The organism is Myxococcus eversor (assembly GCF_010894455.1).
GTDB lineage: Bacteria > Myxococcota > Myxococcia > Myxococcales > Myxococcaceae > Myxococcus > Myxococcus eversor.
On the sequence record NZ_JAAIXY010000018.1, the window covers coordinates 1 to 26,002 of the forward strand.

Genomic DNA, 26,002 nt, shown 5'->3' on the forward strand with positions numbered 1-26,002 from the left:
CCCCGAACGCCGTGGCCATGGCGAGCCGGAGAGGGCGTAGTGAGAATCATCACATCGCCACGAACAAGAACGATGTCTCCGCCGCGCGCGGTGGCCCCTGGACGCCAAGATTCAGGGAGTTGTTCACCAGGGCTGGGATGCAGCTGAAGGACTCCGAGAACATCGTCAAAGTCGCTGGCCACAAGGGACCGCATCCGCAACAGTATCACGAGCACGTCGAAGAGCGACTGAGTCTGGCCTTGGGAAAGTGCCGCAAGGTGGAAGATTGCCGGAAGGCCCTCACAGAGGAGCTACGCAAGCTCGCCAGCGAAGCACAGACCCCAGGAACCAAAATCCACAGGCTTTTGACTCGGGACCCGTAAGGAATCTAGGAAGCCCGCCATGCCGAATTCGTCGCGATACTTCAGGCTCAGAGAAGACGTGCAGGGTGGGAACTGGTACCTGGGAGACCCGATGGATGAGACGGGCAACCAGGTCGAGGACATCTGGCAGTTTGCCGAAGGGCAGCCCGTCCAGTCTGCGGGGCGCCTGAAGTTTCCCATCCGTGAGCCTGGGAGGTGGTTGGACTACTGCACGGCAGGCGTTGGCAAGGCTCCAATCGTCCACATCAGGGTCGCCAACCTCTTCGCGGAGCTGGCTCCCGATGATGTGCAATTGATACCCGTCGATGTCGAAGGTCGCCCGGAACAGCATGTCGTGCTCGTCGCCACAAAGTTGATCCGGTGCGTCGATGACGAAGCCTCGGAAGAGATAATGTATTGGAAGCCCGAGGACGAGCGGCCGGACAAGCTCGGCCAGTACCGCAGCGTCTACGGGATGCGAATCGACCCCACGAAGGTGGGCGGTGCGAAGGTGTTCCGCACCTGGGGGTGGTCCATTGCCCTCATCGTCTCCGAGGACATCAAGGTGGCCCTGGAGCGAGCGAAAGTCACCGGGGCGAAGTTCGAGGAGGTCTGAGCCAATAGCTCACACCTCGATGCGGTTGCGCCCGTTCGTCTTCGCCCGGTTCAGCCGGGCATCCGCGGCGCGCAGCAGCTCCTCCAGCGTCGCCCCGTCTCCAGGCGCCTCGGCGATGCCGGCGCTCACCGTAATCCCGAAGGACTCGCCTCCGTCGCCGTCGAAGGTCATCTGCGCGACCTCCGCCATCGTCCGCGACAGAATCGCCTTCGCGCTCTCCTTCGTCTCCCCCAACAACCCCACCACGAACTCCTCCCCTCCCCACCGCCCTCGCACGTCCTCCCGCCGGAAGCGCGCCCCCAACAACCGCCCCAGCCGCGTCAGCACCCTGTCTCCCGCCAGGTGCCCGTACCTGTCATTCACCCGCTTGAAGTGGTCCACATCCAGGAAACACAACGCCAACGGCCGCTGCTGACGCTGCGCCTCCGACAGGCGCGCACGCACACCTTCGATGAACGGCCGCCTCAACAACAACCCCGTCAACGCATCCCGCTCCGAGCGCTCCCGCGACAGCCGCGCCCGCTCCAGCCGCGCCTGCACCCGCGCCCGCAACTCCTCCTTCAACACCGGCTTGGAGATGTAGTCGTCCGCCCCCGCCTGGAACGCCGCCAGCCGGAACTCCAACCCCAGGTGCGCCGTTATCAACAACACCGGCAGCTCCTGCCACGCCGGCGTCGACCTCAGAATCCGACACAAATCAAAGCCGCTCGGCCCAGGCATCTGCACGTCCAACAACAATAAATCTGGCCGATGCTCCGCCAACGCCTCCATCAACTGGTGCGCATCCCCCAACCCCACCACCTCAATCTGCTCGCTCGCCAGCGAGTGCACCAACGCCGCAATCGCCTCCGGGTCGTCGTCCACCACCAACACCCGCGCCCGCTCCGGCCGCCGCGCCGCCACCATCCGCTCCGCTGCCGCAGCGAAGTCCTGCGCCGTGAAGGGCCTCGGCAGGAACAACGACGCCCCCGCATGCGCCGCCGCCACCCGGTCCTCCAACCCTCCCTCCCCCTCCATGAACCCCAACGGCAACGAGCCCAACCCCTCCACCGACCGCAGTTGGTGCGCCGCCTGGATGCCTCCCATCTCGCCACCCAGATGCATGTGGATGAGCACCCCATCCACCCACTGCTTGCTCGCCACCGCCACCGCCTCGTTCGCCGTGCGCGCCGGCAACACCCGCACCACGTGCGCCTTCCCCAGCCGCTCCGCCTCCGCCAACACGTGCGCGTCCTCGTCCACCACCAGCAGCACCCCCTCCGTCGGCAACATCGCCGCGGGGGCCGGCTTGCCCACGGGCTTCACCGGCACCGACGCCGCCCTCGCCAGCTCCCGGAACGTCGCGTCCACCTGCCCCCAGTCCATCCGCGCCGCGTCCTTCGCCGACCGCAGCACGTCCTCCAACCGCCCCGCCGAAAGACTCACCTCCGTGAACCCATAGCTGCCCGCCGTCCCATGCAGCTTGTGGACGACGATGGTCGCCTCCTCCAGAGCATCCCGCTTCCCCGCCCGCGCGTCGCCCAGCAGCGTCTCCAGCCCGCCCACCTTGTCCTTCAGCCGCGCGCCGTACTCCTGATTCAACGCGACCAGGCTCGCCGCCAGCTCGTCGCGCACCAGGTCCACGTCCGCCAGCGCCCGAGGCCCGGGCGGCGGCGGCGGCAACGCCTTGGTGAAGAGCTGGTTCACCCAGAGGAACAACTCCTCCGGCCGGTAGGGCTTGTGGATGATGCGCGCCACCCGCAACTGCCGCGTGAGCAGCTCGTGGCTCTTCAAGTCCTTCCAGAACGCCGACGCGAACAACACCGGCAGCTCCGGCTGCGTCTTGCGCAGCTCGCGGATGAAATCCGCCCCCGTCACCCCCGGCAACAACCCGTCAACGATGGCCGCGTCCACCGGCATCTTCGCGAGCAACGTGCGCGCCTCCGCCGCCGTGCGCGCCGACTCCACCCGGAAGCCCTTCTCCCGAAGGAACGCACAGACCAGCGTCTGCAGGTCCTTGTCGTCCTCCAGGAACAGGAGCGTCTTCGCCTCGTTCATGAAGCAGCCCTCTTCCCCGTGCCGCCGTCCTTGCGGGACAACAGCTCATGCAGCAGCTCGCGCACGGAGGCCACCAGCTCCTCCTCCGACGAGCGCGCCTTGCTCAAGTGCCGCGTAATCCCCAGCGTCAACTGCCGCTGGTCCGCCCGCGACAGGTCCCGTCCCGTGAACACGATGAGCGGAGTCGCCCGCCCCCGCCCCTGCCTCAGGATGTCCACCACCTCGAACCCGTCCAGCCCTGGCAGCCCCACGTCCAACACGATGAGGTCCGGCGGCGTCTCGCGCGCCAGCTCCACCGCGCTCTCCCCATCCGCCGCCTCGAACACCTGCACCGTCCCCAGCCGCTCCAGCCGCGCGCAGATGACTCGCCGCGTGGCCACGTCGTCGTCCACCACCAGCACCCGCGCCTGCCCCGGCCGCCGCATCGCGTGCCGCAGCGCGCTGAGCAGCCGCGTCTCCTCCAGCGGCTGCGACATCCAATCCACCCACAGGGGCGTGCCCACGCCCTCGCCCTCCGCCGAGCGCCCCGACACCGCCAGCACCGGCAGCTCGTGCGTGCGCGGCTGCTCGCGCAGGCTCCTCACCCAGTCCAGCGCCTGCCCATCCGGCATCTGCGTGTCCAGCACCACGGCGTCCGGCGGCGTCTCCTCCAGGACCTTCGCCGCCTCGGCCAGGCTCGCGGCCCGCACCACCCGGTAACCCTCTTGCGACAGCAACCCGCGCAGCAACGCCGACAGCTCCGCGTCCGCCGTCGCCACCAGCACGTTGTAACGGGTGGAGTCCTTCACCACCGCGCCCACCGCCGCATGCGAGCCCGACACCGAGCGCGCCGCGTCCAGCGTGAAGGTGAACGTGGAGCCCTTCTCCGGCGCGCTCTCCACCTCGATGCCGCCGCCGTGCTGGTTCACGATGGCCTGGGAGATGGCCAGCCCCAATCCCGTGCCTCCCTTGGAGCGCGTGTCCGAGCCGTCGAGCTGCTGGAAGCGCGCGAACAGCCGCCCCCGCTGCTCCTCGGGAATGCCCGGTCCCTTGTCCACCACGCTGAAGCGCACCCGCCCCGGGGCCTCCATCCACACATGCACCGCCACCTCGGCGCCACCGGGCGAGAACTTCACCGCGTTGGAGACGAGGTTCGTCAGCACCTGGATGAGCCTGTCCCGGTCTCCCTTCACCCGAGGCGCGTCCTCCACCACCGCGCGCAGCGACACCCCCGCCGCGTCCGCCACGCCGCGCAGGCCGCTGAACGTCGCCTCCACCAGCTCCAACCCCTCCACCGAGGCCAGCTTCAGCTCCAGCATCCCCGCTTCCATCTTCTCCAAATCGAGGATGTCGTTGATGAGGCGGATGAGGCGCTCCGTGTTGGAGCGGGCGATGCGCACCATGTCCAGCGCCTGCTCCGGCATCTCCCCGACGATGCCGCCCTCCAACAACCCCAACGAGCCCCGGATGGACGTCAGCGGCGTGCGCAGCTCGTGGCTCACCGTGGAGACGAACTCGTTCTTCATCCGCTCCACCTCCTTGCGCTCGGTGATGTCGCGCACGAAGGCGGTGAAGCGCGCCGGGCCCTCTCCCGGCACCCGCGCCAGCGTCAGCTCCGCGGGGAACATGCTCCCGTCCGCGCGCAGGCACGGCGACTCCAGCCGCGTCGCCTGGCCCGACGTCTCGCGCAGCGCCGCCGCCACCTCCTCGCGCTTGCCGGCGGGCAACGATGCGGGCAACGCCAGCGCCAGGAAGTCCCGGCCCACCGCTTCTGACGCCTTCAGCCGGAAGACGTGCTCCGCCGTGGGGTTCAGCTCCAGCAGTCGCCCCGCCTCGTCCACCAGCAGGATGCCGTCCGGCGCCGCCTCCAGGATGGCCGCCTTGCGCGCCTCCGTGGTGCGCTGCTCCTGACCCGCGAGCAAGAGCGCCTGGCCGCGCTCCTCCACCCGCTTCTCCAGGACCTCGTTGAGCGTGGCCAGTTCGCCGGACGCGCGCGACAGCCGCACCAGCACCACCACCACGTACGCCCCCAGCACCAGCGACACCCCGAAGAAGACGACGCGCGAGCGCTCGTTGCTCAACTGCGCCCGCTCATGCAGTTGGAGGAACGTGGTGACGAGCCGCTCCGCCTGCGCGCTGGCCGAGCGCTCCAGCAGCGCCTGCACCGCCACGTCCGCCTCGCGCCGCTCGCCTCGGACCGCCGCCTCTCGCGAGCGCACGAGCAGCGCGCGGTTGTCCTCCAGCGCGCGCAGGTATGCCTCCAGCGAGGAGGCCATCACCCGGCGCTCCTCCTCGGAGAGGAAGGACGGCACGTCGCGCAGCGTCAGGGCGCGGGCCTTCAGCGCCTCGAAGGAGGACAGCTCCGAGCCATGCAGCTCCGGCAGCCCCAGTCGCGCACGCAACACGTCCTGCTCCAGCTCCGCGCTGGCCAGGCGCAACTGCTGCAGCCGCGTGCGGTACCCATCGCTCTCGGCCATCCCCCACGGACGGCCCACCACGAACAGGCCACACAGCACCAGCAGCGCCCCCACCGCCAGCGCCACCGAGCGCTTGGACAGGCGGGAGCCCGTCATTCCGGCACCAGCTTGCGAATCTCCTTGGGCAGCGTCATCGGGTCGAACGGCTTGCCGATGACGCCCACCGCGCCCAACTCCAGATAGCGGGCGACCTCCTGCTTCTGCACCTTCGCCGTCATGAAGATGATGGGCGTGCGCGCCGTCGCGTCCTGCTCGCGCAGCCGGTTGAACGTGGTGGGTCCATCCATGCCCGGCATCATGACGTCCAGCAGGATGAGGTCCGGCTGCTCCTCCGCGGCCTTCGTCAGCGCCTCGTTGCCCGACGCGGCCAGCACCGTCACCCAGCCACCCACCCGGCTCAGGCTCAGCTTGCCGATGGCCCGGATGTCCTCTTCGTCGTCCACCAGCATCACCTTGCGCAGTGTCGTCATGGGCGGACCTCCTGGATGCGATGCACCAATGGTGCTTGGTATCTCACGTGCGGGGTGCACGGGCACTGGACGTCCGTCCAAGACCCTGGCGGGCTGAAGCCCTGGTCGGGATTCAACACCGGGCCCCATCGCATTCCCAGCCCCGTGAGGGACGCCTAGCCGGTGGCCTTGGCCTTGCGGCGGCGCACCGCGCGCACGGGCTTCTTCGCCGGCGGCGCCACGGGCGGCATCACCGAGACGACGGCGTTGACCACGCGCGACACGGCGCGAAGCTGGGACGGCTCCAGCTCCCGCAGCTTGCGCGTCATCCGCCGCAGCTCCACCGGGTCTTCCCGCTCGGGCTTGCGCGAGGACACGGGGGTGAGGGACGCACCACCGCGCCCCACGCCCAGCAGCGTATCCGAGGAGACCTGGAGCGCGTCACACAGCCGCTTCAGCGTTTGAGCACGGGGCAACATCTTCCCGCGCTCCAGCCGGCTGTAGACCTCCATGGCCATGCCGACTTTGTCCGCCACGTCGCCCTGGGTGAGGCCCAATCGCAGGCGGGCGACTCGGGCCGCCCCTCCCAGGATGGCCGCGAGCTTGTGGTCGACGGGCTCACGCATGATGGCCGGGAGCGTCGCACGGCCGCACCCTCGCGCAAGTTCATTTCCCGCGCCCTCACCCAGGCAGCGGACCTTCAGCGGCGCAGGAGCCCCAGCGCGCCGTGGACCAACTGGACGACGGCCCGGAGCTGCTCGGGCCCCAGCGCGCGCAGCGCCCTCACCAGCCGGCGCAGGGCGGGCGGGTCCTCGGCGCGCGTCACCACCGGGGCCCCGGGCACCACCAGCGGCGCCTCCGACAGGCCGAGCAGCGCGTTGGCGTCCATGCGCAACACCAGACACAGCCGCCGCAGCGTGGTGACGCTGGGCAACACCCGGCCCCGCTCCATGCGGCTGTAGACCTCCATGGCGATGCCCACCCGCTCGGCCACGTCCGCCTGGGTCAGTCCCAGCCGGGACCTCGCCGCCCTCGCCGCCGTGCCCACGGTGATGGCCAGTTCCTCGTTCATCGTCCTCGCGCCTCTCGCAAGTCTCCCTACCACGTCACCTGTCCGGAACCCTACCCCACACGGCACGAGACTACCCGAAAAGGCGTCCGCCATGCTAATGACCTCCAAGGTTCAATCGACAGGCAACCCATGCACTTTCAATTTGAAATTTTCCGAGGGGAATCCAACCTTGAAGGTCCATCACCTCGCGCACTTCACGCGGGTCGGGTCGGCGGCGGGAGGACGGGGCCATGAGCGACCTCGAATCGACACACCCGCTGCTCCTGCAGCCGTCGGAGGAGCTGGGCGCCCTGCGCATCATCAAGAGGCTGGCCACGGGCGGGTATGGCGCCATCTATCTGGCGGAGACGCAGACGCGCGGCACCGTGGCGCTGAAGTTCGCGCTGGAGGGCCCCTCGGACGACGACGAGGCCCGGGTGGATGCGCGCACCCAGCGAGAGGCCCGGCTGTTGATGCACCTGGACCATCCCAACGTGGTGGAGCTGCTCGGCTACCTGCGGTGGCCGGACGTGCGCCGCGGCTACCTCTACCTCATCATGGACTATGTGGAGGGCCCCACCCTGTCGCGGTGGGCGGACAGCCCCCAGGCCACGCCTCGCCGGGCCACGGAGGTGTTCGCCTCGCTGGCCCTCACGCTGGACGCCATCCACCGCGAGGGCGTGGTCCACCGCGACCTCAAGGGCAGCAACATCATCATCCGCGCGTCGGACGGGCAGCCGGTGGTGGTGGACTTCGGCTCGGGGGACCATGCCTGCGCGCCGACGCTGACGGAGGACCGGCTGCCCCCGGGCACGCCCAGCTACCGCAGTCCGGAGGCGCTGCGCTTCTGGATGGGGCCTCGAATTCCGGGCTCGCGCTACCGCTTCGTGCCCACGGATGACCTGTACTCGCTGGGCCTGGTCTTCCATGAGGTGCTGACGGGCGGCTTTCCCTACCGCGCCCACCTGCCGCCGTCCGCGCTGCTGGCCAGCATCGAGTCCGCCGAGCTGAAGCCGCCCTCCGTCCTCAACCCGCGCGTGCCTCCGGTGCTGGATGCCATCGTGCTGCGCCTCTTGAGCAAGCACGCCGTGGGCCGCTACCCCACGGGGGCGGAGCTGTGTGGGGCGCTGAGCGCGGCGCTGGAGCAGGCGGACAGCACCTGGGACGTGCCGCTGTTCCCACCCCGTCCTCCCCACGAGGCCATCACCGAGGAGGACGAGGCGCTCTTCGATGGAGACGAGGAGGCTCGGGAGTTTCGCCAGTGGATGCGCCGGGAGGACAGGGCCGGGGCCGGCTCCGACACCAGTCCGCCGGGCACGCCTCCCACCGAGCCCGGCGTCCCCTGGCGGTCCTGGCTGCGCAGGCGGATGCGGGTCCTGAGCGACGCGCTGCGGCCGTGGCGGAAGCGGGACGACTGAGGCTCGCCTCCGTCCCCTCCGAGCATCCAATCCCAGAGGTCTTCCGCTTGTCAGTCAACCTCTGACATTCCATGCGGGTTGCCTTTCGTGTTACCTCAGGCATCCTGTAGCAACCCAACCACTTCCCAGGTTCAAAGGCAGGCCATGACGACGCCCGACACGACGACGGAGGATCTTCCCGGAGGAGCGCGCCGACCCCGGGTGCTGTTCAACGTGGGCGGCACGGTGTTCGAGTTCGTCCGCAAGCTGGAGGTGCGCTCCACCGGCGAGCTGCTGATGCTCGCGCGGCGGCGCTACCGGGGCGGACAGAGCGGACTGGTGGTGGTGAAGCGGCTGCGCAGCCCCGCCACCTTCGTGGAGCGGCGCAGGCTGGTGGAGGAGGTGAGCCTGACGTTCCGCTTCAAGCATCCCAACATCGCCCAGGTGCACCAGATGAAGCTGTACCGGGGGGCGCCCCACGTGGTGATGGAGTACGTGGAGGGGCGCTCGCTGGACACGTTGCTGAACCTGACGGCGATGCGGCGCAGGCCGGTGTCGGCGGCGCTGGCGGCATTCGTGGTGGCGGAGGTGGCGGACGCGCTCCACCACGCGCATGGGGCGGTGGATGACTGGAACCGGCCGCTGGGCATCGTCCACCGCGACGTGAGTCCCCGGAACATCCGCGTGGGGACCCATGGGGACGTGAAGCTGACGAACTTCACGGTGGCCGCATCTCGGATGGAGGGGCGCGAGGAGACCAGTCGCCCGCTGGTGAAGGGTGACATCGCGTATGCGTCACCGGAGGCCCTGATGCGGGCGCCGGTGGATGCGCGCTCGGACATCTTCTCGCTGGGGTTGGTGTTCCTGGAGTTGCTGACGGGGCGGCATCCGCTCTCGGTGGAGGACAAGGTGCCTCCTCCGCTGCCCTCGGGGCTCTCGCTGGAGGCACAGGGCCCGACGTGGATGCCGGTGGAGGAGGTGGCCGCGCGGATGCTGAGCCTGGAGGCGGCGCAGGTGGCTCGGCTCGTGGAGAACGTGCCGGAGGGACTGGGGGCGGTGGTGCTGCGCGCGCTGCGGCGTGAGCCCGCGGACCGGTTCCAGACAGCGGAGGAGATGGGCGGCGTGCTCAGGGGGTGGCTGAGTGTGCATGCGCCGGGGCACGGGCGGCATGCGACGGCCGAGGAGGTGGCCCGCGTGGCGGCGGAGGCGACGAGCCGGCGCAACCAGGCGGAGCTGCTCGAAGGGGGCCTGCATCCAGAGGACCTGACGGCGGAGGAGGCCTCCGTGTCGCTGGAGCCGGGCGTGGCGGGGGCACCGGCGCCGGGGGAGGTGGATGAAGCGGGGGTGTTGGCGGAGGAGGCGGCGCGGGTGTTCGGTGTGCCGGGGATGCGGGGTGTGACTCGCTCGTTCGCGGAGGATTCGGGCGGGCGGCGAGAGACTCACGTGCGAGAGGTGCCCAGGCGCGAGGACGACGTGCCCACCGCGTCTTCACCTGGCGACGAGGTGCCTGTTGTTGCTTCGCGCGACGAGGAGACGGCCCACGGGGCTTCTAGCGGCAAACTCTCGGTCGATGACTCCTCTCTCGATGACGAGGCAGCCCACGCGGCTTCTCGTGCCCGCGTCTCGACCGAGGACTCCTCTCGCGACGAAAAAACAGCCCACGTGGCCTCTCGTGGCAACGTCCCGGTCGAGGACTCCTCTCGCGGCGAAGAATCGCGAGCCAGCTCGACATCCTCGGATGACGACTCGTCCGAGCCGTAAAGCCTCGCGCCGCTCTCGCAAAGACAGGAGCCAGCTCGACACCCTCGGACTAGATCTCGTCCGAGCCGTGAGCGACACCCCGGCTGGACCTTGGAGGTCCAGCCGTCTCCCTCCGCTACAGCACTCCCGTGAAGAACAGCACCGCCACCAGCACGGCGAGCACCGCGACCACGACGCCCAGCACCCGCCACGCGGAGATGGGCGACTCGCCGAAGACCACCTCGGCGTCCTGCCCGTGCACCAGCACGCGGTACGGCTTGCCTCGATAGCGATAGGCCAGCACATACACGGGCAACGCCCACCGCGCGGTGCGCAGGCTGGAGAGCGCCACGGCAACATGCACGTTGCGGAAGCGCCTCCCTGGGATGTCCCCACTCTCCTGGACGTGGTCCCTTGCCAGTCGCTCCACCGCCCGCAGCACCGTCTTCCGTGCTCCCGAGCGCGTCGCCTCGAAGAGCTCCACGCTGGCCTCCTCCGGCCCGCGTCCCTCGTCCGCCGCCAGCTCGAACCGATAGTGCGGCGTGAGCTTGTCGCACTCCTCCACCTTCAACCCTCGCGACGCCGGCACCAGGATGTTGGTGAAGTCCAGACGCGTGCGCCCCGCATGCGGCGCCCAATCCGAGCGACCCGAGCCCGCATCCGAGTCCGCCGTCCAACTCACCTGCACTCCCGCCTGGAAGACCCACGCCGGCCACCACATCGGCTTCATCGACTCCAGCGCCGCCTCCTCCGCCAACCCCGACGGCCGGAAGAAGGCCTTGCGTCCCAGGAAGCCCGCCAGCGCCTGGTTCGCCGCGTTCGGGTCCACGGTGAAGGGCAGCCACCCTTGCGCCTGGTCCACCGGGTCCACCGTCATCTCCACATGCGTCACCGCGCCGCAGTAGTCACACCGTGGCGCCTTGGCCTCCACGGAGTACTCCACCGCCGCGCCACAACTCTCGCAGCGCACCACCTTCGCCTGCTCGCGCGTCGCCACCGCGCGCTCCGGGGCCGGCGTCGAAAGCCCGCAGATGGGACACCGCAGGTCATCCGCCTCCAGCTCGCATTCACACCGCGCACACGGCGCCACCAGCGCGGCCTCGCTCACCCGACACCTCCCCGCACATACAACACGACACCCAACACCAGCAGGAGCCCCACCAGCACCGCGATGAGCACCTTCCACGTGGAGATGGGCGCCTCCCCATGCACCTCCCCTGTCTGCCCATTCACGAGCACTCGCAGCGGCGCCTCCCCTTCCGCGTACCGCACCGGCAACACCCAGACGGGCAACAGACACACGTCCAGGGACTCCCAATCCAGCCGCGTGTCGTGGCTCAAGTCCCGGTGCGAGTCCCCCGGCATCAACCCCTCCAGCCGCTTCAAGACGAGCTCGCCCACTTCCGAACGCGCACCCTCCAGACAGGCCTCCCGCGTGAGCGTCGGCTCCTCCGCCACCCACCCGGAGACGAGCGCCGGCGTGTAGCGCGCGAGCGCTCGGAAGTCGAAGGGCTCCAGCGCCTCCAGCTCCTCGTTGCGCAAGCCATTGGACGCCGTGACGAGCACGTCCGCCACGTAGCCCTCCAGCTCGCCCTGCAAGGGCCGCCACTCGGTGCGCGTCACCGTGCGCGTGCGCCTCACCGTCTTCCCGTTCTCCGTCGTCGTGTAGCTTTCCTGCTCCTGATAGTTCTCACCGATGGTCGCTCGGAAGCTCGACTTCGCCAGCGCGCTGTAGAGGAACGCGGGCACGTAGATGCCGTGCACGTCCCCCGGCTCCGCGCTCCGGATGCCGGAGCGACAGAAGCGGCTGCGCGAGCGCAACCACCGGGACACGCTCTGCTTCGCCGCCTCGTGCGTCAGCGAGAAGCCCAGCGCGAAGGCGGGCTCCGGTACCCCGGGCTCCGGAGGCCGCTCCACCACCGCCGGCGCCGCGCAGTAGGGACACCGCGTGGTGCGCAGCGCGGGCTCCAGCACCAGCATTGCCCCGCAGGCCTGACACCCCAGGTGGAGCCTGGGCCCCGTCAACGTCGCGGTCGGCTCGTCATGCGCCACGGCCATCGGCACGCTCCTTCTCCCGGGAAGCGCGGGCATGCGCTCCCCGCGCCTGCTCGCCTGCCCTCCAGACTCCAGCCGGGAACGATAGCCGGGTTGCCGTAGGCATTCCCCGTCACGACCGTATCCAGGCGGAGGATTCCACCATGGCGAAGGACCAGCGACGACAGCCCGCTCCCCAACCCGCCGAGGACTTCTACGGCCGCCCCACCGGGCCCCGGCACCAGGAGGAGCCAACGGAAGACACCCCACGCCAGACCTCCCCGGACGACGAGCAGCGTCAGGACGACGAGGGCCCGCGTCGTGCCCGACCCATGGACCCGACGGAGCGGACCCCGGGCGCCATCCTCGACGACATCCCCGACGGCGACGGCCCGCGCAGCGACGCCGGCACCAACCCGCTGCCCGACCTGTACTGGACGGCCTTTCCCGGCAGCCTCGAGGAAGAGAAGGACTGACGTCTGACATGGGGCCTCGCCGCGACTTCCTACCCGCGCGGTGAGGCCCCTGTTTTCAATCACTCACGCCCTCGACGGAAATGTCAGCCCCCCTCTGTACTGTGTGCTCATTCGCCAGCATCCAGGGGGAGGAACTCCATGGCGGAAGTCCGTGAGCTGCCACGTGTGTCCGTGAACAAGTTGGGGGAGTACCTCATCGCGACCCCTGCTCGTCGCAAGCGCATCATCTACGACCAGAAGCATCCACCCGAGCAGCAGTACCTGCGATACCCCGAGGCGTCTCACGCGATTACCGACTTCCTCTGTCGCGACCTGGACCCGGCCATCCTCCGCGAGCACCAGCGCCGCTTCGCCTGCAGCGTGCCGCAGTCGGAGTTCGAGGCGCAGCGGCTGCACCTCTGCTCTGAAGCGCTGGAGCGCTTCGCGGACGTGGTGCCGTGGCTCGGGCTGGAGGACACCATCGTCAGCGCCGTGGGCGCCGAGCCTCCCGTGCTGGAGATGGCGGGCGTCACCATCAGCGTGCGCCCTGAAGTCGTGCTCCAGCGCATGGACCGCCACGGCAACCCGCGCGTGGGGTTGATGAAGCTCTACTTCTCCAAGCACCACCCGCTGGACGAGCGCTCCGGGCAGTACATCGGGACGATGTTGCAGCGCTTCGCGGAGCAGCACCTGTGCCAGCTGGGTCCGTCCGACCACCGCATGGTGCAGGTGGTGGATGTGTTCGCGGGCACCATCTTCACCGCGCCTCGCGCGCACATCCGCCGGCTCACCGACGTGGTGCTCGCCTGCGAGGAAATCGCGGAGCGCTGGGCGGTCCACTGACGTCGCCCTTGAAGACAGACATGTAACTCGGTGGCGTCTGGACTCAGGCGCGCGCACGGCGCTCGGCAGGAGCGCTGACACGTGCTCGCTCGGACACCTGGAAGGCCACCGGGCGATGACGCGAGACGCCTTCACCGAGGAACACGCGGCCCGTCGCGCCGTGTCATGCGGGCGGAGTGCTGGAACATTTCAGTGTGTCCGCGTGAGTGTCGAGACATGGAGTGGCGTGTGACTCGCGACACTTCCCGTGCTCCGAGGCAGGGCCTAGGCTGACGTCGCCGGTTGATTCGGCGGCCGGCTTCACCCCTCGACGGGAGACACATCATGAAGAGCCACAAGGTGAAGACTTTGAAGGAGCTGTTCGTGAAGGACCTCGCCCGCATCCACGGAGGCGATGGGACCGCGACGTCCACCTCCTCCACCGAGACACAGAGCACGGAGCCCCAGGTCTCCACCACGCTGGCCTGTTGCGAAGAGACGAACGACCCCTGCTGCTGAGAGGTGCCGTTCGACGTGTCGCTGTATCCGCGCGTGTCCTCCTTAAGAGGGCACGCGTTTTTCGTCGCGGGCATGTTGGCTTTGCGGCGGCGGGGATGTTCGCTCGTGGGTGATTGACGCCTGCTCGCGCCCGGGAGCGAACAGTCCGGGTGACTGGCGTGCGTGTGTTGGTTGGTAGGGCTTGGGGGCGTCTCCAGCCTTCGCGGCATGGCGCATCGAAGCTTGGACAACGGCAGGGATGAGAAGCTGGGGAGTCCTCGGTCTGGGTCGGGCTCGGAGCCAGTGAGGCCGGCCGAGGCGGCGCCTCCGGGCTCACGGGAGCGGGGGGAGTCGGATGTGTCGGGCTGGAACCCGGCGCGGGACGAGTCGCCTTCCGTGCGCGAGGGACGCTTCTACCGGGCCGCAGCGCTGCGCATGGCACAGCCCCGGACGGACGTGGAGGACCGGGGTGGCGCGGAGTGGGCGCGCGGTGGGGTGCGCGGCGGACCGTACGGGCGCGATGACCGGGATGACCGCTATGCCACGGGTGTGGGGCCTCGGGCGCGGATGGGGGCGCAGGACCAGGAGCTGTCGCCCCAGCCCGCGGACTACCGCGCGTGGGACCGCACGGGGTACGGCGGCTCCGACTGGGATGATGAGGAGCAGGCCCGGCGTGAGCTGCGTTCCCATGAGGAACTGCGCTCTCGTGAGGAGATGCGGGCTCGTGAAGAGATGCGTCCCCGTGAGGAGATGCGGGCTCGTGAGGATGTGCGTTCTCGTGAAGAGATGCGCTCTCGTGAGGAGCGGCGTGCTCGTGAGGATTCGCGTTCTCGTGAAGAGATGCGCTCTCGTGAGGATGTGCGTGGGGCGCGACGAACGGATTGGGATGAAGAGCGCTCTCGCGGGGAAGTGCCAGCGGGTCAGGAGTTCACCTTCGAGGCTCGCCCCCGGAGGGCTCTGCCGTCTGAGGACCGTGCGCGCTCGGACGTGCGCCCGCGCGACGAACGGACTCGCACCGCCGACCACCTTCGCGAGGACCGCAGCCAGGACTTCCGCATGGGGCCCATCGCCGCGGCCGAGCGGCTGCGGTGGCAACGTGAGCCATTGACCGCTCGCGATGTGATGACTCGCAACGTGCGCACCGCGCGACGTGACAGCTCCCTGCGCGATGTCGCCCGGATGATGAAGGACGAGGACAGCGGCGTCATCCCCATCGTCAACGAGTACGGTCGACTCGAAGGGACTGTCACCGACAGGGACCTGGCCATCCAGGCCTTCTCGGGCGGGCAGCCCCCGGAGCAACTGCGTGCCATGGATGTGATGACCGATGCCATCCATGCCGTCACTCCCGACGAGAACCTTCACACCCTCGTCGACCTCATGGCCCGTGAGCAGATTCGCCGCATCCCCGTCGTCGAGCGCGATGACCGGCTCATCGGCATCGTCACATTGAGCGATATCGCCCAGCGTGCCGACGGCGACGAGGAGCTTCAACGCGCGCTGGAGCGCATCTCCTCACGCCGCTCCTTCTGGTCCCGGCTGCGCTGATGGCCTCCGCTCGTCTCGTCATGAAGCGATGAGGCGACGCAGGCCCTCTTCCTTGAGCCACCACGCGCTCGAGACAGGGATGACGTCGAACCCGTCGCCAGCCAGCTTGAGCAAGGCCGGCGGCACCCATCCGTAGACGATGCCGCCAAGCTCTCCCGTTCCCTGGTGCGCGAACCACGTGTCCCAGCCAGGAACGTCGAAGTCGTCCAGGAAGCCATTCGAGGGCGCCGTCGCGGCGCCACAGATGTCGGTATTGAAATCCGTCGCGAACACCCATCCACCGGCGAGGTCCCCGAGCGGAGGCAGCGGCATGTTCATCCGCGCCAGCGCCTCGCGACGTCTCGCGACGATGAAGTCCACTGCCTCCTCGTTCGCCACGGGCGAGCGGTGAAGCAGCGACAAGAGGGTGTCCCCGTCATGGCCGCAGATCGGCGGCATCAGCTCCGCCGTGCGCGTCGTGTCTCCCGCCCGAGCCGCCTCGGCTCGCGGCAGGCACCAGGCGATGGTCTCCGCCAGACGCTGCTTGAAGTCGCGCGGCAGCGCTCCCGTCAGGTCCACCGGGAGGACCGTGCTCCCCCTCCGCGGCGGAGCCACCACTTCGGACAGTGCCACTACTTCGGGCGGCGCGATCTCTTCGGGCGGCACCCACCAGGCGAAGGCCTCCTTCACACGCCGCTTGAAGTCGCTCGACATCCCTTCATCTTCAGTCTCGCGCACTCCCTTGCTCAAGCCGGAGCCTTGACGAAGTCGAGGAAGGCCCTCAGCGCCGTGGGGAGCTGACGCCGGCTCGGGTAGTACAGGAAGAACCCCGCATACGCGGGGCACCAGTCCTCCAGCACGCACACCAGCCGCCCCTCTTCCAGGAGCTGCTTCACCTGCGCCTCGAAGACATATGCGAGCCCCACGCCCGCCAGCGCCGCGTCCACCATCAACCCCTGGTCATTCAGCGTCAGCGGGCCCTCCGCCTCGACGAGCACCTCCTCACCATCCCGCTCGAACTCCCAGCGGTAGTACAGCCCACTGGAGAACCGGAACCGGATGCACGGCAGTCCCCTCAAGTCCCGTGGCACCCTGGGCATTGGATGCCGCTGGAAGTACTCCGGCGACGCGACGACGGCGGAGACCTCCACCCGCGCGGGCACTGGCAACACCAGCAACCCCAGCAGCAGGCCCTACACCCAGGCCCCACGTCGCCAGGACAGCCTCTGACACAACCGGTTGGTCGGCATGAATTCCCTCTGGGAGACAAGAGGGCCCACCGGCGCCGACATCCCAAAAAACAACGAGGGCCTCGCGAGTCCCACGTCCGTGGAACCCCGAGGCCCTCGCGTCGACCCTCTCGAGACACCGGAGAGGGCCACCTGGCACGGCGGCCTACTGCACGCCCGTCACCACCACCGCGTCCGTCGTCTCGGTCACCGTGAACTTCTTCAGGGGCAGCACCGCGGGGCCCTGCACCACATCCCCCTGCGCCGTGAAGATGGAGTTGTGGCAGAAGCAGATGAGGTCCTGCTCCGCCGGACGCGAGGACACCTCACAGGCCTGGTGCGTGCACAGCCCGTCCACGGCGGAAAGCGAGCCGTCCGCGAGCCGGAAGACGAAGATGCGCTTGCCATAACCACCCGGGACGCCCTCCACCACGCTGCCGTTGTCCCTCAGCGTGGGGAACTGCGCGAAGGGCAGGCGCACCTCGCCGCCCACGGCCGTCGGGAAGCCATCCTCTCCGGCGCGCAGGTCGATGCTCAGCACCTGCGTGCCCGCGTTGTACCTCGACGCGAACTTGCGCAACCCCACCGTGGCCGGCCGCTGCGTCACCGAGCCATCCGCCGGGTTGAACTTGGACAGGTGGCACGGGCAGACGACCTCGCGGCCGTCGAAGCCCAGCGGGCAGGCCGCGTGCGTACAGAGCGACGACAACACGGAGAAGTCGTTCTGCGCCGCATGCGTCACCAGGAGGTCCTGGTCCTCGCCCGCCACGCGCACGGTGAGGGCCCCGCCCACGCGCTCCAGGTCCGGATAGCGCGCCACATTCAGCAACACCGTACCCTCGGCAGAGGCCGTCACGTCCGTCACCGGCGCGGGGTCGATGTCCGGCGCGCAGCCCGGCAGCGCCGTCGCCGCCGCGCCCGCCGCGCCCGTGCCCAGGATGCCCTTCAAGAAACCTCGTCGTGACGTGCTCACTTCCCCTCCACCTCGAACACCAGCTTGGGCTCCAGCACGAGCTCGTCGTCCACCTTCACCATCAGCAGCGAGGGGCGCTCAATCTTGTAGCCCTCCAGGCTGATGGTGAAGGAGCCCTCCGTCGTCACCTGGGTGGCCGACTTGAACAGCACCGTCACCGGCACCTCCACCTTCTGCTTCACCCCGTGGAAGTCGAGCTGCCCCTTGAGCGTCACCGGAACCTTGGCTGGGAACGTCGTGGGCAGCGTCACGCCCGTGGCCGCGCCCTTGAACTCGACGGTGGGGTACTTGGCCACCTCCGTCACTTCCTGCATGTGGATGTCGCGGTTCTGGTTTTCCGAGTCGAAGTCCTTCACGTTGGCGACCACCATCACCTGCAGCGTGCCGTCCGCTTTCAGGTTGGCCTTGCCCGCGATGGGCTTCGCCGTGCCGACGACTTTGTGCGCCGGGTGATTGAGCCTGTACGTGAGGGTGCTGGCGTCCTTCTTCAACCCATACGTCTTCGCCGTGCCCTGGGCCAGGGCAGGCAGGGAGACAAGCAGGGTGGTGAGCAGCGCGAGTCGTCGAGCAATCATGTCCATCTCCAGAAAATCGAAGTCAGCCCACCCGATGCCCAACGGCACCCGGGCGGAAAGATTCAGAAGAACAGCGTGAAGACACCCGCCGACACCGCGCCCAGGGTGGTGTAGCCGACGATCTGGTGCGCGGTGGCGAGGTCCGTCTCCGACAGCCGTCCAAACCGGTCCGTCGCCATGATGCCGAGGATGACCTGCGCCAGCATCCCCGCCGTCGCGATGGACATGAAGATTTTGTGGAAGGTGATGGTGTCCCACTGGAACTCCTCCTTCTCCAGGGGCTTGGGCGCCAGCAGGCCCAGCAAGCCGACGGAGGCGAAGACGACGGAGGTGCCCACCGCGAACCCGCGGTGCAGGCCCAGCAGGTTGCGGTCATCACCGCCACCGCGGAACGAGTCGTTGAACTGGAGCTGACCAATCACCGTCGTGGTGACGAGTCCCGCGGCCAACGCGAAGCCCAGGCCCTGGTGCAGCTTGAGCATGGTGCGACGGCGGTCGAGCCGCGCTTGCAGCTCGGGGTCCACCTGGGCCGCGCCGGTCAGCTCGTCGGGCTCCAGCAAATCGAAGTCCAGCGAGGGGTCCTCCGCCGCGGGCTTCTTCTCGGCGGGCTCCTCCGTCTTCGGTGCGTCCTTGGGAGGCGACTTCTGTTGGGCGCGAGCGGTGGTGGTGGACAACAAGGACAGGATGACGAGGACGGCGGCGAAACGGTTCATCAGTGGGTATCCGTGAGGGCGCGTGGCAGGCGGCCGAGGCGGACGGGCGGCAGGTGGGTCGGGCGTCCTCTGCGTCCATCATGCTGGCGTGACTCACGAAGAACCCGGGACCGATTGCGAAGTTTCCGCAACGGGAGCCGGCCAGGGGGTGGGCGTTCGTGGACGCGATGAAGGAGGGGAGGCGTCAGGAGACAACCTGCGTGAGGGACCCGAACGAAACCTCCGTGCCAGTGATGACCTCGGAGGAGTGACGCCGAGGCCCAGGCAGGACGGTAGCGCCACACTCCGCGTAGAGGAAGCAGCATGAGAGGTGGGGCGCTCTGTCCGACAGCCACCTTCCTCCGGGCTCGGGGTCGGAAGTCGGCGGCCGGTGTGTTCACTGGCCACGCGGGGGACTGACGGCCGCAGGACACTCATCCCTCCGGGGCCGGAAATCCGGCCTCGGATGCGTTTCAGTGCATGGGACTCGCGGCGTCATCTACGCCATCGGGAAGTGCTCATGGAGAAGCATTCGTCCGTCAGCCTCCGCTTGCCCCCACCCGACGAGGGACAGGGGGCCGGGGTCGAATTGCTGGCGGAGAACCGCCGGGCCCGCGCCAGCGCCGAGCTCGCCAGCGCCCGCATGCGCAGCCTCCAGTCCCTCACCGTGGCCCTCTCCGGCGCCCTCACGCCCGAGGACGTCGCCCGCGCCGTCGTCGTGGAGGCCGTGCGCACCCTGGAGGCGCAGACGGGGGCGCTCTACCTGATGAACGCGACGGGCACGGCCATGGAGATGGTTCACACCGTGCGCTGTCCGCCCGCAATCGAAGCCGCCTTCACCCATGTCCCCGTGGACGCCGCCCACGTGCCCGTCGCCGTGGCCGTGAGCACCCGCGCCCACCTGTGGATAACCGACCTGGCCTCCATGGCCGAGCGCTTCCCGGAGGCCGCCGAGGCCGCACGCCCCGAGAGCGGCGACGTGTCCATCGCCTGCCTCCCCCTCTTCGCGCGGGACAGGACGGTGGGCTGCCTGGCCTTCATCTGGGGCCGCGCGCACGACTTCGACGCAGAGGAGCGCGCCTTCATCGACATGCTCGCGCAGCAGGCCACCATGGCCCTGGAGCGGGCCCGGCTGCTCGCCGCCGAGCGCACCCAGGTGGAGCGCGTGGGGCTGCTCCAACACGCCACCGCGGTGCTCGCGACGTCACTCGATTTGGGCCACACCCTGCGCGGCGTGGCCCTGGGGCTGGTGCCCACGCTGGGTGACTTCTGCATCATCGACGTGCTCGGGCCGGACCATGAGGTGCGCCGCACCTTCCATGCCGCCACGCCGGAGTGCGCGGGCATGCTCGCCGCCAGCCGCTGGCACCCGCCCGAGCGCCCTGGCACGCCCATCTGCTCGCTCGCCAGCGGCCTGCCCTCCTTCCACCCCGACATCGACGCGGCCTGGGTGGAGGCCACCGCGTGCGGCCCGGAGCAGCTCGCCCTGCTGCGCGCCCTGGCCCCCACCTCGTGGCTGTCCGTGCCGCTGGAGACGCCCGAGGGCGTGCTCGGCGCGCTGACGCTGGGCCATGGCCTGTCCGGCCGTCACCACACCGAGGAGGACCTGGCGCTCGCGGTGGAGCTGGCCCGCCGCGCGAGCGCCGCCGTGCAGAACGCGCACCTGTTCCACCAGACGCAGCAGGCGCTCCAGTTGCGCGACGAGTTCCTCGCCATCGCCAGCCACGAGCTGAACACGCCGCTGACGGCCCTCAAGCTCCAGCTCTCCCGGCTGCGGCGCATGTCCTCCGACGGCGACGTGCGCGAGCGCACCACGTCCGCCGTGCAGCAGGTGGACCGGCTGGGGCGGCTGGTGCGCGAGCTGCTGGAGGTGGCCCACCTGTCCGAGGGCCGCCTGCACCTCACGCCGGAGCCGGTGGACCTGGTGGACGTGTGCCGCGAGGTGATGACGCGCTTCACGGAGGAGCGCGAGCGGGTGGGCGCCACGCTCTTCCTGCACGCCACCGGCGCGGTGCCCGGGCGGTGGGACCACTCGCGCGTGGTGGGAATGGTGACGCACCTGGTGTCCAACGCCCTCAAGTACGGCCTGGGGCGGCCCGTGGAGTTGGAGGTCAACTGCATCCCCGGAGACCTCGCGCGGCTGGTGGTGAAGGACAGGGGCATCGGCATCCCCGCCGAGCAGCTCGCGCACCTCTTCCAGCGCTTCGGCCGCGCGGTGCCGCTGCGGCACTACGGCGGCTTCGGCCTGGGGCTGTGGTTCTCCCGGCAGGTGGTGGAGGCCCATGGCGGGCACATCCACCTGGAGAGCTCGCCCGGGCTGGGCACCACCGTCACGGTGGAGCTGCCCCGGACGCCCGAGCCCCCCTGACAGCCGTCACGCCGGCGCGGTGGCGGGGACCTCCGAGCGCTTCGCGGTGTCGTTCACCAGCGCGGAGCCCAGGGCGTGCGGGTCGAAGTACGCGTAGAAGCGGCGGATGTGCTCGCCGTCCCATTCGAGGATGGAGACACCCTCGTAGGCCACGGCCGCGCCGTTGTGCGCGGTGCCATGCGACTCCCACTCCAGCGCCACCCGGTCGCCGGCCTCAATCATGTTGCGGAAGGTGGACTTCACCTGGCGCAGCGTGGACTTGTACTCGCGCCAGAAATGCCCCGCGCCCTCCCGTCCGGAGAAGACGTGGGACGAGGCCACGTTGCTCACCTGAGCGTCGTCGCTGAAGAGCTCGATGAGGCCCTCCAGGTCGCCGCTCTCCTCCAACCTCGACAATGCCTCCACGAACCGCTGAGCTCGCTCCATCGCCATCCGCTGCCTCACTCGACTGAAATGAAGGGACGCTTCCGGCAAAAGGGTGGGCATGGAGGGGCCGCCATGCCTCGTTCGCGGCCTGCTCCCTTGCTCGACGGGGTGGCGCCAGGAGGGCCGTCCGTGCGGTGGCGCTCAGGGCCCCTGTACCCGGGTCCACTCCTCGCGATTCCAACCGTTCCGGGCGTACCGCTCCCGCTTCGACTCCGGCAGCGCCTCCCAGGACAGGCCGCGTCCCAGCTCGGGAGGCTCGTCGAAGAGGCCCACGTGCTCGCGGTCCACGGACTCCTTCGCGCGCTTCGCCGTCAGCCCCTGCAGGTCGAACCCCAGCCGCACCTCCGCCTTGTTCCCTGCCTCCTCCACCTGGGCGAAGACGCCTCCGCCGAACCGCGCCTCCTCCAGGTTGAGCGTCGTGTAGCTGCCGGCATGCTTGCCCACGCCGAGTGAGACCTTCAGCTCTCCGTCAGAGGCCTGGCTCACCTTGACGAGCCCCAGGTCGAGCTTCACCTCGGACTGGAGCTTCCCCTTCGTGTCCCGCATCACCTTCAGGCCCATCGGCCCGCCCTTCAGCTCCACGCCGCTGGAGGCCTTGAGGTCCACCTTGCCGCGCGAGTCGACCTGCGCATCGCCCCCCAGCTTGAGGTTGCCCTGGGTCAGCTCCGCCTTGCCCTTCAACGCGAGGGTGCCTCCCGTGCGCTCTCCGAGCAGCTCCCGCTGCTTCGCGTTGACCGCCTGGTAGACCCACGCCGTGGACACGGGCGTCCCCACCGCCTGCCGCCACTGCTTCGCGAGGGACTCCCGCTCGGGGTCCCTCCGTTCCAACCCCAGCACCGAGTCCGGCAGCCGCGCGTCCCTGGGCGCTCCGAGCTTGCGCAGCTCCGTCAGGCTCCCCGCTCCCTCCACGGCCTTCACGTACCGCCCCAGGTACGCAGCGTGGGCCGCGTGGAAGGCCCCGCCCGCGGAGACGGCGTGCTCCCTCACCGCGTGACGAAGGGACTCCGGCAGCGAAGACTCGTCCCGGAGGAACCCAGGCTTGCCCGGGTAGCCCAGCGGCCCCGAGGCGGGCTCTCCCGGGAGTCGTTGGAGGACACCCTGCGACTCGGCCTGCTTCAGGAAGGCCTCGCGGGCGCCGGGGTCCTGCTCCGAGAGGAACGTCTTCAAGAGTCCCCCGCGCTCCATCCACTCCAACGTCGCCCGGTAGGCCGCGGGAGGGAGCTGGCCGAGCAACGCTTGCACCGTCTTCACGTCGGTGTCGCTGACGGTCCAATCTCCGAGGCTCCGCGTCAGCCGCGACTGGATTTCCGACGCCACGTCCGAGGGGACCTCCGCGCGAGGGGCGCGCAGCTTGCCGCCCAGGGCCGCCAGCTCTCCGGCCGACACGCTCGGACCCGTGACCGCCGGTGGGGTGGCCGAGCCTCGCGAGGGCTCGCGTCCCGAGGAGACGCTCCCTCCGTAGGCGCTCACCTCGTTGCGCTCGCGCGGAGCCGGCGTGGGCGGCGGCGTGGGCACCGCGTCGGGAACGGTGTCGAGGGACAGGGGCGTGCCGCCAGGGGCTTCGATTCGGGACATGGGGTGCTCTCCGGAAGGAACCGCCGGCCCCACTGCATCCGACACACCAACCCCACGCTCCGAGACACGAGGACTCGCGCTCCCTCACGGAGCATCGCGAGTCCGGGACGTGGAATCTCCCGAGGTGGACGTGCCTTGCTCGCTCCATCGCCTGGTCTTTCGTCGTTCCGCGTGCGGCCTCACGGGTGCGACCGACCCGCTGCACGGACTCCTGTTCCCTCCGCGGAATGAAGGCTCGCGGCTTCGCTTCGGGACAGGCCTGACAGGGCGATGACATGCCCGGAGGTTGAGCCGGTATGGTCTATCTTTTCTTCGCCTCACACTGGACGCTGAGCGTGCTCTTCCAGAGCCTGTTCCAGCACCGCTACGCCGCGCATCGCATGTACACGATGCGGCCTCGCACCGAGCGAGCCCTTCACCTGTGCACCGCGCTGGTGCAGGGCTCCAGCTACCTGGACCCGCGCGCCTACGCCATCCTGCACCGCGAGCACCACGCGTACGCCGACACCGAGAAGGACCCGCACTCGCCCGCGCACCAGAAGAATCCGGCGCGAATGATGCTCAACACGGCACGGCGCTACGAGGGACTGCTCGCACGGCGCATCCAGCCGGAAGCACGCTTCCTCGGGGGCTATCCGCAGTGGCCCGCGCTGGAGAAGTTCTTCAACAGCTGGCCTTCGCGCGTCACCTTCGGCGCGCTCTACACGCTGTTCTATCGGCGCTTCGCCACGCGCCCGTGGCACTGGGCGCTCCTGCCCGCGCACTTCGTGATGGGGCCGGTGCACGGCGCCATCGTCAACTGGTTCGGCCACCGCGCCGGCTATCGCAACTTCGCGACCCGGGACGCGTCACGCAACACGCTGCCCATGGACGTGGTCTGCATGGGCGAGCTGTTCCAGAACAACCATCACGCCCGGCCCGCGAGCCCCGACTTCGCCGCGCGACGCTTCGAGTTGGACCCCACGTGGCAGGTGATGCGGCTCTTGTCCCGACTGAAGCTCATCCGGCTCGCTCGCGAGCCCGTGGAAGAAGCGCACGTGACGCCCCTGGCCCCTCGGGCACGGCTCACTGAGTCGAGCCTCGCAGTCGGGACTTGAGCTCATCGGCCGCGTCCGTGTCTCGCAGCACGACGAGCGTCTGCACGTAGTACGCGAGCGCCCACAGGTTCTCCTCGGGGATGGCGCCCTTCCACGTGGGCATCGCCGCGCCTCCCACGCCCGAGGAGATGACTCGGTAGAGGTCCTCGCGCTGGCGCTCGGCTGTGTACGGGGTGCCGTCCACCGTCTCGCCCACCGGCCACACCGTGCGCAGTGGTTGGAAGAGGAAGTCCGGGGGCAGAACCTTCTCCGTCTTCGTGGGCTCGCCCTTCGCGTCCACCGCCACGGGGTGGTCCGACTCGCGGGCCAGGGCCGTGTACGGGTCCATCTTGGACAGGTCCACGTCGCGGCCGAGTGCCTTCTTCAGCAGCGCGGCCAGCTCCGCGCGCGGCAGGTACGCGACGTGGCAACTCGAGCACCCGGCGTTCCCCGCGCCCGAGACGTGGTAGGCGACACGGCCTCGCTCGATGGCCTCCGCGTCGCGCCCGCGCCACGGGTCGGGTGACAGGGCCAGGGGCTTGCCGGGGACTTCTTCCTTCCAGCGCGGGCTGAAGGTCTTCACGTACTGGAGCACCGCCTCCAGGTCCGCGTCGGGAACGTCCCACGCGAACATCGGCGTGCCGTGCAGGCCTCGACGCAGCGTGCGCTTCAAGGCCTCATCCGGGGGCAGCTCGCCGACGGCGACGCCTCCGAACTTGAAGAGGCCCTGACGGAAGCTGCGCGGCACGGGCCGCATCCCACGCCCCGCGGGGCCCTGGCCGTCGCCCTGCTCGCCGTGACAGGACGCGCAGTAGTACGTGTACACCGAGTGCCCGCGCGTCAGCGTCTCCGCTGGGATGACACGGCCGTCCGCGAGCTTCAGGGGCTCGAAGGTGGGGGCGCTCTTCGAGCGACAGCCCGCGAACACGAGAGGCAACAGCACCATCAGTGCCCGCGTGGTGCTGACACGAGAGGTTCCGCGAGGATTCGTCATGGGAGGTACACCGCCACGAAGAGGAGCACCCACATCGCCGTCACGAAGTGCCAGCCGAGCACGTGACGTCGCAGTGAGGCTCGCACGTCCGCGCCGCGCGCGTGGCGCCAGCAGACGAGGAAGAGACCGAAAATCACCCCGAGCACATGCAGCGCATGCAGCGCCGTGAGCCCGTGGAACGCCGAGGCTGAAACGCCGCCTTCGGGGATGCGCACGTGCTCGGTCCACCAGGCCTGGTGCGTCCACGTCGCCTGGAGCGCGAGGAAGCCCAGCCCCAGGACCAGGGCACATCGCGCGGGCCATGGTGACTCGCGCCGCTGAAGGCCGAGGTGGAGCACGGCGCTCCCCGCGAGGAGCAGGAGCCCGGTGAGGCCCAGGCCCAACAGGGACACGGGGAGCGGGGGCCACGGCTCGCGCATCCGATACCAGCCCACCGCGAAGACGAGCGAGGCGAAGAACATCGACCACGCGGCGAGCCCCAGCACCGTGCCGAGCCACAGCGTGCCCTCGACAGCGGACGACGTGCTCGCTCCGTGTGGAGAGGGCTCCGCGCTGGCGTCGCTCACGAAAGGCAGCGGCTTCATGCCGAGGGCGCGAGACATCGAGAGCGGATTGGAGTCGGTGCGCGTCTGCGACTCGTCCTCCACCGGGTTGCGCTCCACGCTCATGTG

26 protein-coding genes are annotated in these 26,002 nt (G+C 69.4%); 10 read left to right on the plus strand and 16 right to left on the minus strand.

Annotated elements, in window-relative coordinates; translation table 11 throughout:
- A partial coding sequence (locus G4D83_RS31195; RefSeq protein WP_205522756.1) for an AHH domain-containing protein occupies positions 1 to 362 on the plus strand: 362 nt, incomplete at its 5' end.
- Between the two features lie 19 nt (positions 363 to 381).
- Positions 382 to 957 (plus strand): imm11 family protein, encoded by a 576-nt coding sequence (locus G4D83_RS31200; protein ID WP_163868513.1) that lies wholly within the window; start codon positions 382 to 384, stop codon positions 955 to 957.
- 9 nt (positions 958 to 966) lie between these two features.
- On the opposite strand, the gene G4D83_RS31205 is transcribed toward G4D83_RS31200, so the two are convergent.
- From G4D83_RS31205 to G4D83_RS31225, 5 genes are all read right to left on the minus strand, one after another.
- Positions 967 to 2,994, minus strand: a complete 2,028-nt coding sequence (locus G4D83_RS31205) for a response regulator (RefSeq protein WP_163868514.1) — start codon at positions 2,992 to 2,994, stop codon at positions 967 to 969.
- Complete coding sequence (locus tag G4D83_RS31210) at positions 2,991 to 5,546, minus strand: response regulator (RefSeq protein WP_163868515.1); 2,556 nt, start codon at positions 5,544 to 5,546, stop codon at positions 2,991 to 2,993. Before G4D83_RS31210 ends, G4D83_RS31205 begins: the two co-directional genes overlap by 4 nt.
- Positions 5,543 to 5,920, minus strand: a complete 378-nt coding sequence (locus G4D83_RS31215; RefSeq protein ID WP_163868516.1) for a response regulator — start codon at positions 5,918 to 5,920, stop codon at positions 5,543 to 5,545. The genes G4D83_RS31210 and G4D83_RS31215 overlap by 4 nt, the downstream gene beginning before the upstream one ends.
- Positions 5,921 to 6,075: 155 nt before the next feature.
- The gene (locus G4D83_RS31220; protein ID WP_163868517.1) at positions 6,076 to 6,525 is read right to left on the minus strand and encodes a helix-turn-helix domain-containing protein; all 450 of its coding nucleotides are present in this window, start codon (positions 6,523 to 6,525) and stop codon (positions 6,076 to 6,078) included.
- 74 nt (positions 6,526 to 6,599) lie between these two features.
- On the minus strand, positions 6,600 to 6,971 hold the full coding sequence (locus G4D83_RS31225) for a helix-turn-helix domain-containing protein (protein ID WP_163868518.1): 372 nt from the start codon (positions 6,969 to 6,971) through the stop codon (positions 6,600 to 6,602).
- Positions 6,972 to 7,201: 230 nt separating this feature from the next.
- Here G4D83_RS31225 and G4D83_RS31230 point away from each other — a divergent pair, with 230 nt between their 5' ends.
- Positions 7,202 to 8,368 (plus strand): serine/threonine-protein kinase, encoded by a 1,167-nt coding sequence (locus tag G4D83_RS31230; protein ID WP_163868519.1) that lies wholly within the window; start codon positions 7,202 to 7,204, stop codon positions 8,366 to 8,368.
- Between the two features lie 144 nt (positions 8,369 to 8,512).
- Positions 8,513 to 10,108 carry a serine/threonine protein kinase gene (locus G4D83_RS46970; RefSeq protein ID WP_275902402.1) on the plus strand — a complete coding sequence of 532 codons (1,596 nt, stop codon included), beginning with the start codon at positions 8,513 to 8,515 and terminating at the stop codon, positions 10,106 to 10,108.
- A gap of 115 nt (positions 10,109 to 10,223) precedes the next feature.
- Here the strand turns inward: G4D83_RS46970 and G4D83_RS31240 are convergent, their stop codons facing one another.
- Together G4D83_RS31240 and G4D83_RS31245 are read right to left on the minus strand one after the other, a co-directional pair.
- A complete protein-coding gene (locus G4D83_RS31240) occupies positions 10,224 to 11,195 on the minus strand; it encodes a TFIIB-type zinc ribbon-containing protein (protein WP_163868520.1) in 972 nt (323 codons plus the stop codon).
- Positions 11,192 to 12,145 (minus strand): TFIIB-type zinc ribbon-containing protein, encoded by a 954-nt coding sequence (locus G4D83_RS31245; RefSeq protein WP_205522757.1) that lies wholly within the window; start codon positions 12,143 to 12,145, stop codon positions 11,192 to 11,194. The genes G4D83_RS31240 and G4D83_RS31245 overlap by 4 nt, the downstream gene beginning before the upstream one ends.
- 140 nt (positions 12,146 to 12,285) lie before the next feature.
- On the opposite strand from G4D83_RS31245, the gene G4D83_RS31250 reads away from it, so the two are divergent.
- The 4 genes from G4D83_RS31250 (at position 12,286) to G4D83_RS31265 (ending at position 15,444) form a co-directional block, all read left to right on the plus strand.
- Positions 12,286 to 12,597, plus strand: a complete 312-nt coding sequence (locus G4D83_RS31250; protein ID WP_163868521.1) for a hypothetical protein — start codon at positions 12,286 to 12,288, stop codon at positions 12,595 to 12,597.
- A 138-nt stretch (positions 12,598 to 12,735) separates the two neighbouring features.
- A complete protein-coding gene (locus G4D83_RS31255; protein WP_163868522.1) occupies positions 12,736 to 13,419 on the plus strand; it encodes a hypothetical protein in 684 nt (227 codons plus the stop codon).
- A gap of 324 nt (positions 13,420 to 13,743) precedes the next feature.
- The gene (locus tag G4D83_RS31260; protein WP_163868523.1) at positions 13,744 to 13,917 is read left to right on the plus strand and encodes a hypothetical protein; all 174 of its coding nucleotides are present in this window, start codon (positions 13,744 to 13,746) and stop codon (positions 13,915 to 13,917) included.
- A gap of 336 nt (positions 13,918 to 14,253) precedes the next feature.
- Positions 14,254 to 15,444: a CBS domain-containing protein gene (locus G4D83_RS31265; RefSeq protein ID WP_240356784.1), complete on the plus strand. Its 1,191-nt coding sequence runs from the start codon at positions 14,254 to 14,256 to the stop codon at positions 15,442 to 15,444.
- Positions 15,445 to 15,462: 18 nt separating this feature from the next.
- On the opposite strand, the gene G4D83_RS31270 is transcribed toward G4D83_RS31265, so the two are convergent.
- The 5 genes from G4D83_RS31270 to G4D83_RS31290 form a co-directional block, all read right to left on the minus strand.
- Entirely contained in the window at positions 15,463 to 16,137 is a 675-nt protein-coding gene (locus tag G4D83_RS31270; RefSeq protein WP_240356786.1) for a hypothetical protein, read from the minus strand.
- A 32-nt stretch (positions 16,138 to 16,169) separates the two neighbouring features.
- Positions 16,170 to 16,595, minus strand: coding sequence for a LysR substrate-binding domain-containing protein (locus G4D83_RS31275; RefSeq protein WP_205522758.1), 426 nt, complete (start codon positions 16,593 to 16,595; stop codon positions 16,170 to 16,172).
- A 223-nt stretch (positions 16,596 to 16,818) separates the two neighbouring features.
- On the minus strand, positions 16,819 to 17,625 hold the full coding sequence (locus tag G4D83_RS31280) for a Rieske 2Fe-2S domain-containing protein (RefSeq protein WP_163868525.1): 807 nt from the start codon (positions 17,623 to 17,625) through the stop codon (positions 16,819 to 16,821).
- Positions 17,622 to 18,200 (minus strand): YceI family protein, encoded by a 579-nt coding sequence (locus G4D83_RS31285; protein ID WP_163868526.1) that lies wholly within the window; start codon positions 18,198 to 18,200, stop codon positions 17,622 to 17,624. Before G4D83_RS31285 ends, G4D83_RS31280 begins: the two co-directional genes overlap by 4 nt.
- A gap of 62 nt (positions 18,201 to 18,262) precedes the next feature.
- Positions 18,263 to 18,913 carry a hypothetical protein gene (locus G4D83_RS31290; protein WP_163868527.1) on the minus strand — a complete coding sequence of 217 codons (651 nt, stop codon included), beginning with the start codon at positions 18,911 to 18,913 and terminating at the stop codon, positions 18,263 to 18,265.
- A gap of 499 nt (positions 18,914 to 19,412) precedes the next feature.
- Here G4D83_RS31290 and G4D83_RS31295 point away from each other — a divergent pair, with 499 nt between their 5' ends.
- Positions 19,413 to 21,260 carry a sensor histidine kinase gene (locus G4D83_RS31295; protein ID WP_163868528.1) on the plus strand — a complete coding sequence of 616 codons (1,848 nt, stop codon included), beginning with the start codon at positions 19,413 to 19,415 and terminating at the stop codon, positions 21,258 to 21,260.
- Between the two features lie 6 nt (positions 21,261 to 21,266).
- On the opposite strand, the gene G4D83_RS31300 is transcribed toward G4D83_RS31295, so the two are convergent.
- Positions 21,267 to 21,692 (minus strand): nuclear transport factor 2 family protein, encoded by a 426-nt coding sequence (locus tag G4D83_RS31300; RefSeq protein WP_163868529.1) that lies wholly within the window; start codon positions 21,690 to 21,692, stop codon positions 21,267 to 21,269.
- A gap of 135 nt (positions 21,693 to 21,827) precedes the next feature.
- The gene (locus tag G4D83_RS31305; protein ID WP_163868530.1) at positions 21,828 to 23,261 is read right to left on the minus strand and encodes a hypothetical protein; all 1,434 of its coding nucleotides are present in this window, start codon (positions 23,259 to 23,261) and stop codon (positions 21,828 to 21,830) included.
- 296 nt (positions 23,262 to 23,557) lie between these two features.
- Between G4D83_RS31305 and G4D83_RS31310 the strand changes: the two genes are divergently transcribed.
- Positions 23,558 to 24,358: an acyl-CoA desaturase gene (locus tag G4D83_RS31310; protein ID WP_163868531.1), complete on the plus strand. Its 801-nt coding sequence runs from the start codon at positions 23,558 to 23,560 to the stop codon at positions 24,356 to 24,358.
- On the opposite strand, the gene G4D83_RS31315 is transcribed toward G4D83_RS31310, so the two are convergent.
- Both G4D83_RS31315 and G4D83_RS31320 read right to left on the minus strand, forming a co-directional pair.
- The gene (locus G4D83_RS31315) at positions 24,327 to 25,331 is read right to left on the minus strand and encodes a c-type cytochrome (protein WP_163868532.1); all 1,005 of its coding nucleotides are present in this window, start codon (positions 25,329 to 25,331) and stop codon (positions 24,327 to 24,329) included. The genes G4D83_RS31310 and G4D83_RS31315 overlap by 32 nt on opposite strands.
- Positions 25,328 to 25,999, minus strand: coding sequence for a cytochrome c oxidase subunit 3 (locus tag G4D83_RS31320; protein WP_163868533.1), 672 nt, complete (start codon positions 25,997 to 25,999; stop codon positions 25,328 to 25,330). Before G4D83_RS31320 ends, G4D83_RS31315 begins: the two co-directional genes overlap by 4 nt.
- Positions 26,000 to 26,002 lie beyond the last annotated feature (3 nt).